This is a genomic window from Benzoatithermus flavus (genome assembly GCF_037908215.1).
GTDB lineage: Bacteria > Pseudomonadota > Alphaproteobacteria > Geminicoccales > Geminicoccaceae > Benzoatithermus > Benzoatithermus flavus.
The window spans coordinates 1-4,392 of the sequence record NZ_JBBLZC010000052.1; the positions used below are offsets into that span (position 1 = coordinate 1).

A 4,392-nucleotide genomic window follows, 5' to 3' on the forward strand; every position below is an offset into this window, starting at 1 on the left:
GCCCGAGCGGGTGCGGGCGTTCTTCCAGGCGCCAACCACCCGCTGCGCTGCTCGATCCCTATATTTAGGGGTTAGTAACTGGTCACGAGGCGCGGCGTCTGGCCGTTCCGATCCCCTGCAAGCCTTCCAGGAAAGGGCGTTCTGACAAGGGTTTGCCTGTTGCTACCGGTCACGTGGACACCTCCGATAACCGGGTATTCGTTGCGTTAGGGAACATCGGAGGGGCCTTTGTGCCGAGCGGCTCGGGATGGAAAGAGCCGCTGCGGTGGTATCGATAGGCCGGCGGTGACTGTTCTGTCTGTGTTGTGGTTCAGGCGGGCAGGCTTCGCCTGTCGAGCCAGCACCATCGCTTCATGTTGTCGGCAATATTGGCGAGGGTGACGGCTGCGCGCGCCCGGGCGAGGCCGATGGTGCGGATCACCGGCCCCATCACCCCTTCTGATGCGCGAAGGGATGCTCGACCTGGGCGCGCACCGCGGATTTGGCGACGTTGGCCCTGGCGGTGCGCCTCGGCATCGGCCGGCCCGCCGGCTTGCGCCGATGGATGTGGCTGACCTTGCCGATGCCGGCGAGATAGCGCTCGTTCTCCGCCGAGCGACAGGCCGTGTCACCCCAGACGTCGGCGGCCGTGTTGTTCGGATCGATCAGCCCCTCGCGCAGCCACGCCCCGTCATGCGCCGCCGCGTCCGTGACCTTGCCGCACCGGATGGCGCCATGGCGCCGATCGATCGAGATGTGCGACTTGTAGCCGAAATGCGGGACCGCGATGTCCAGCTGCGGCGTGCCATCCTCGGGCGGGCGGGCCTTGCCGATCCTGCAGTCGAGGCGCTTCGTGCTGCTGGGTGCCATCCTCGCGCGGGCGGGTCTTGCTGAACTTCACCGTCCAGCGCGCGTCGGTGTCCTTCTGGTGTGCCTTGGCCGGCTTGTCCGGCCAGACGTCACGGGCCGTCTCGCCCGCCTCGAGCGCGCCTTCTCGGCCTCGGTGGTGCGCTGGCGCGGGGCGGCCACCAGGGTCGCGTCGGCGATCTGGCCGGCCATCAGCAGATAGCCCGCCTCCGTGATCGCCCGGTCGAGCCGGGCGATCAGTGCGTCGAACGCGCCGGCGGCGATCAGCGCCTCACGGAAGTCCTGCAGCGCGTCGGCGTCGGGCACTGTATCGCCGGGGCCGCGGCGACAGAAGTGCATCCAACTCAGCCGATCAGCCACCAGGTACTCCGTCGCGCCAGCGACAGCCCGTGCATCGCTTGCAGCACCAGCATGCGGAACTGCAGCACCGGATCGAAGGACGGACGGCCGCCCTGGCTGCGGTCGCGGGCGCCAAGTGCGGCCTCCAACTCGGCCCGGAACATCTCGAAATCGACCGTCGCGGCGAGTTTCTCCAGCGGATCGCCCTGCGCGGACAGCTCCCGCAGACGATCCTGCACATCCCAGAACCCTGGCTGACCTGCCGACATCCGCGCCTCGCTTGCCATCGTCCAAGGCGGACGGAATCATGTCATCCGCGTCAGCGCTACCCAGGTTTCCGGAGGTGTCCACGTCCCGGGAGATGCCCGATGTGGACGCCCGAGCCGCGTCGAACCTACGATCGTGCCGGCCCGCGCTCTCCGCGCGATCCGACCGATACGGAATGGGCGCTGGTCGCGCCTCGATCCCGCCGGCCAAACGCGGTGGGCGGCGCTCGGTGAACCTGCGCGAGGAGCCGAACGCGCTGCTCTACGTGCTCGCGACCGGCTGCCAAGGGCGGGCGCCGCCCGAGGCTCTGCCGCCCAAGGGCACCGCGCACGATTACCCCATGCGCTGGGCCTGCGACGGCACGCTCGATCGCCGCCGTGATGCGCTCTGCCGGCAAGCCCGCACCCTCGCCGGCCAACAGGCGAGCCCCACCGCCGCGATCGTCGACGGCCAAAGCGTCGAGGACGCGGAAAGGGGGGGCGCGCGTCGACCCGCATGGCTACGATGCGGGCGAGAAGCGCCACCGCGTGGTGGACACGCCCGGCTCGGTGCCGCGCGCGATGGTTCATCCCGCCGACGTGCAGGACCGAGCCGGGGCGCTGCCGCTGCTGCGCGCGGTGCGCCGCCGCTTCCCGTTCGTCGAGCCGGTGTTCGCCGATGGCGGCCATCGGGGCACGGCCACCACCGCGGCGGTGGCGGCGCTCGGCTGGCGATCGTCGAGCGCTCAGGGGGCGACCGGCTTCACGCCCTTGCCCGAGCGTTGGCTCGTGGAGCGGACGTTCGGTTGGCTCGGCCGCCGTCGCCGGCTCGTGCGCGATGTCGACAGCCTCGCCCGCACCGCGCTGGCCTTCGTTCTGCTCGCAATGATCCGGCTCGTGCTGCGCCGGCTTGCACGTGCCTCTCACCGAAGCCGAACTTCCCGGACGGGCTCCGATGATGACGGTGTGATCGGGCGGCCCCGGGCCGGTCGCCGGGCGAGAGGACACCGCCGGCGAGCGCGTCCATCACCCGCAGGCCACGGGCCTTGGCCGTGGTCGGCACCGAGCGAATCGCGGCCATCGCGTCGGCACCCTCCTTCAATCGGGCGCAGCCGAACACCTTCCGGGCCGTCACGAACGGCCGCAGCGCCCGCTCCGAAGCGTTGTTGGTCGCCGGCACGTCGCGCCGCCGCAGGCACAGGGTCAGCTCGGCGCGCCCTGACCCGACGCCGCAGTTTCTCGCCCTCACGATGGCGAGCCTCGATCGCCGTCCCCGCGTCGAGCCGGCGCTCGATCGCACCGAGGCGCCGCGCCAGAGTCGAGTCGGCCCAGCCGGTCTCGCGGGGTAAGCGGCCGCCGGACCGCCTGTGTCTTGCCGCTTGACGCTGGCCTGGCTGCCCTGTCAAGGCGCTTCGCATGGTCCTTCCGCATTCTCGGTGCAGGTGGTGGCCGACGAGGGCGTCCGGGACCACATGAGGCGATCACCTCTGGAGCCTTGATCCTCGTCCTCGCCCCGCCAGCTCCTGCCGCCGATCCCGGCCGACCTCGCGGTCGAGCGGGTCCGTCCCAGCCCCGACCGCGGCGGCATCCTCGCCGTCCCGAAGCCGACCTCTGGCGTTTGTCCGGCCTGCGGGCATGCCTCCGCGCGCGTGCACGGCCATTATACCCGGCGGCTCGCCGCCCGGCCCTGGCAGGGACGCGTGGTCACCCTCGCGGTCCGCGTACGCCGTTGCCGCTGCCCGGTGCTCGGGTGCCCACGCCGCAGCGTCGCCGAACGCCTGCCGCCATGGAGGCGCAAGCCCGGCGTACCGGCCGGCTCGCCGACAGCCAGCGCGCCATCGCGCACGGCACGGGCGGAGAGCCCGGCTCCCGCCTGGCCACACGTCTCGCCATGCCGATCAGCGGCGACACGCTGCTGCGCCTGATCCGGGCGACGCCGCTCGAGCCGCCGCCCCCGCCGCGGATCGTCGGCATCGACGACGGGGCCTGGCACCGTGGCCGGCGCTACGGCACGATCGTCGTCGATCTCGAGCGCCACCGGCCCGTCGACCTGCTGCCCGATCGTGACGCCGAGACCGTTGCCGCCTGGTTCCGAGATCATCCCGGCTTGGAGATCGTCGCCCGTGACCGCACCGGCGCCGATGCCGAAGGAGCTCGTCTCGGCGCGCCGGAAGCCGTGCCAGTCGCCGACCGCTGGCATCTGCTGCGCAACCTGGGCGACGCCCTGCCGCGGATCCTCGATCGCCGTCCGCCGGATCTCCGCGCCGCCGCCAAGGCAGCCGTAACCGTCTTGCGCGCCGCGAACGAGGTCTTGCCCCCGATGCTTCCTCCGGCATCCCGGCCGGTCTCGCCGCAGCGGCAAGGGGTCTTGTGGCCGAGGCCGGGAAGCTCGACGGGACCGAGCGCCGCTTCGTCGATGTCCTGCTCGCCGGTCCGGCCGCGCGCGTCGCGGTGATCGAGCTCGCCCGCGAGTTCCGTCGCATGGGGTGCGAGCGGCAGCCGGAGCGGCTCGATGGTTGGCTTGGCGCGGCGGGCTCGCCGGTGCTGCGTGGTTGCGCCGTCAGCCTGCGTCGTGATCTCGCGGCGGTGCGGGCGGCGCTGAGCGAACCCTGGAGCACGAGCCCGGTCGAGGGGCAGAGCAGCCGTTCGAAGATGAGCGAGCGCCAGATGTACGCGCGGGCCGGCTTCGATCTTCTTCGGCAGCGTGTGCTGCTCGCGGCACGAGCCAGGCTCGATCGGATCGGCGCAAGCGCCGCTCTGCTGCACCGAGAATGCGGAAGGACCAAAATGCGAAGCGCCTTGACACCATGTGGCCCGCGTGATCGCCGCCTGCGCCCGGCGGATCGTCGGCGGGCGGGGGTCGCTCCCGGCGCGGGCCGGCAGCGTCGGCGACAGCCGTGCCGCGGCCGAGCCGATCGATGGCCGGTTCGAGACCGCGGTCGGGCGGCGGTGCGGGCCTGGG

The 4,392-nt window shown here is 72.0% G+C and carries 5 pseudogenes; 3 read left to right on the forward strand and 2 right to left on the reverse strand.

Annotated features, from left to right (window positions below):
- Positions 1–310 precede the first annotated feature (310 nt).
- A pseudogene (locus U1T56_RS23850) lies at positions 311–1,454 on the reverse strand (transposase).
- A 173-nt stretch (positions 1,455–1,627) separates the two neighbouring features.
- Here U1T56_RS23850 and U1T56_RS23855 point away from each other — a divergent pair.
- Positions 1,628–1,765: pseudogene (locus tag U1T56_RS23855) on the forward strand (transposase); the annotation flags it as partial.
- A 67-nt stretch (positions 1,766–1,832) separates the two neighbouring features.
- Positions 1,833–2,321, forward strand: a pseudogene (locus U1T56_RS23860) (transposase); the annotation flags it as partial.
- Positions 2,322–2,574: 253 nt separating this feature from the next.
- Here the strand turns inward: U1T56_RS23860 and U1T56_RS23865 are convergent.
- Positions 2,575–2,730: pseudogene (locus U1T56_RS23865) on the reverse strand (hypothetical protein); the annotation flags it as partial.
- A gap of 223 nt (positions 2,731–2,953) precedes the next feature.
- Here U1T56_RS23865 and U1T56_RS23870 point away from each other — a divergent pair.
- Positions 2,954–4,151: pseudogene (locus U1T56_RS23870) on the forward strand (ISL3 family transposase); the annotation flags it as partial.
- Between the last annotated feature and the right edge of the window lie 241 nt (positions 4,152–4,392).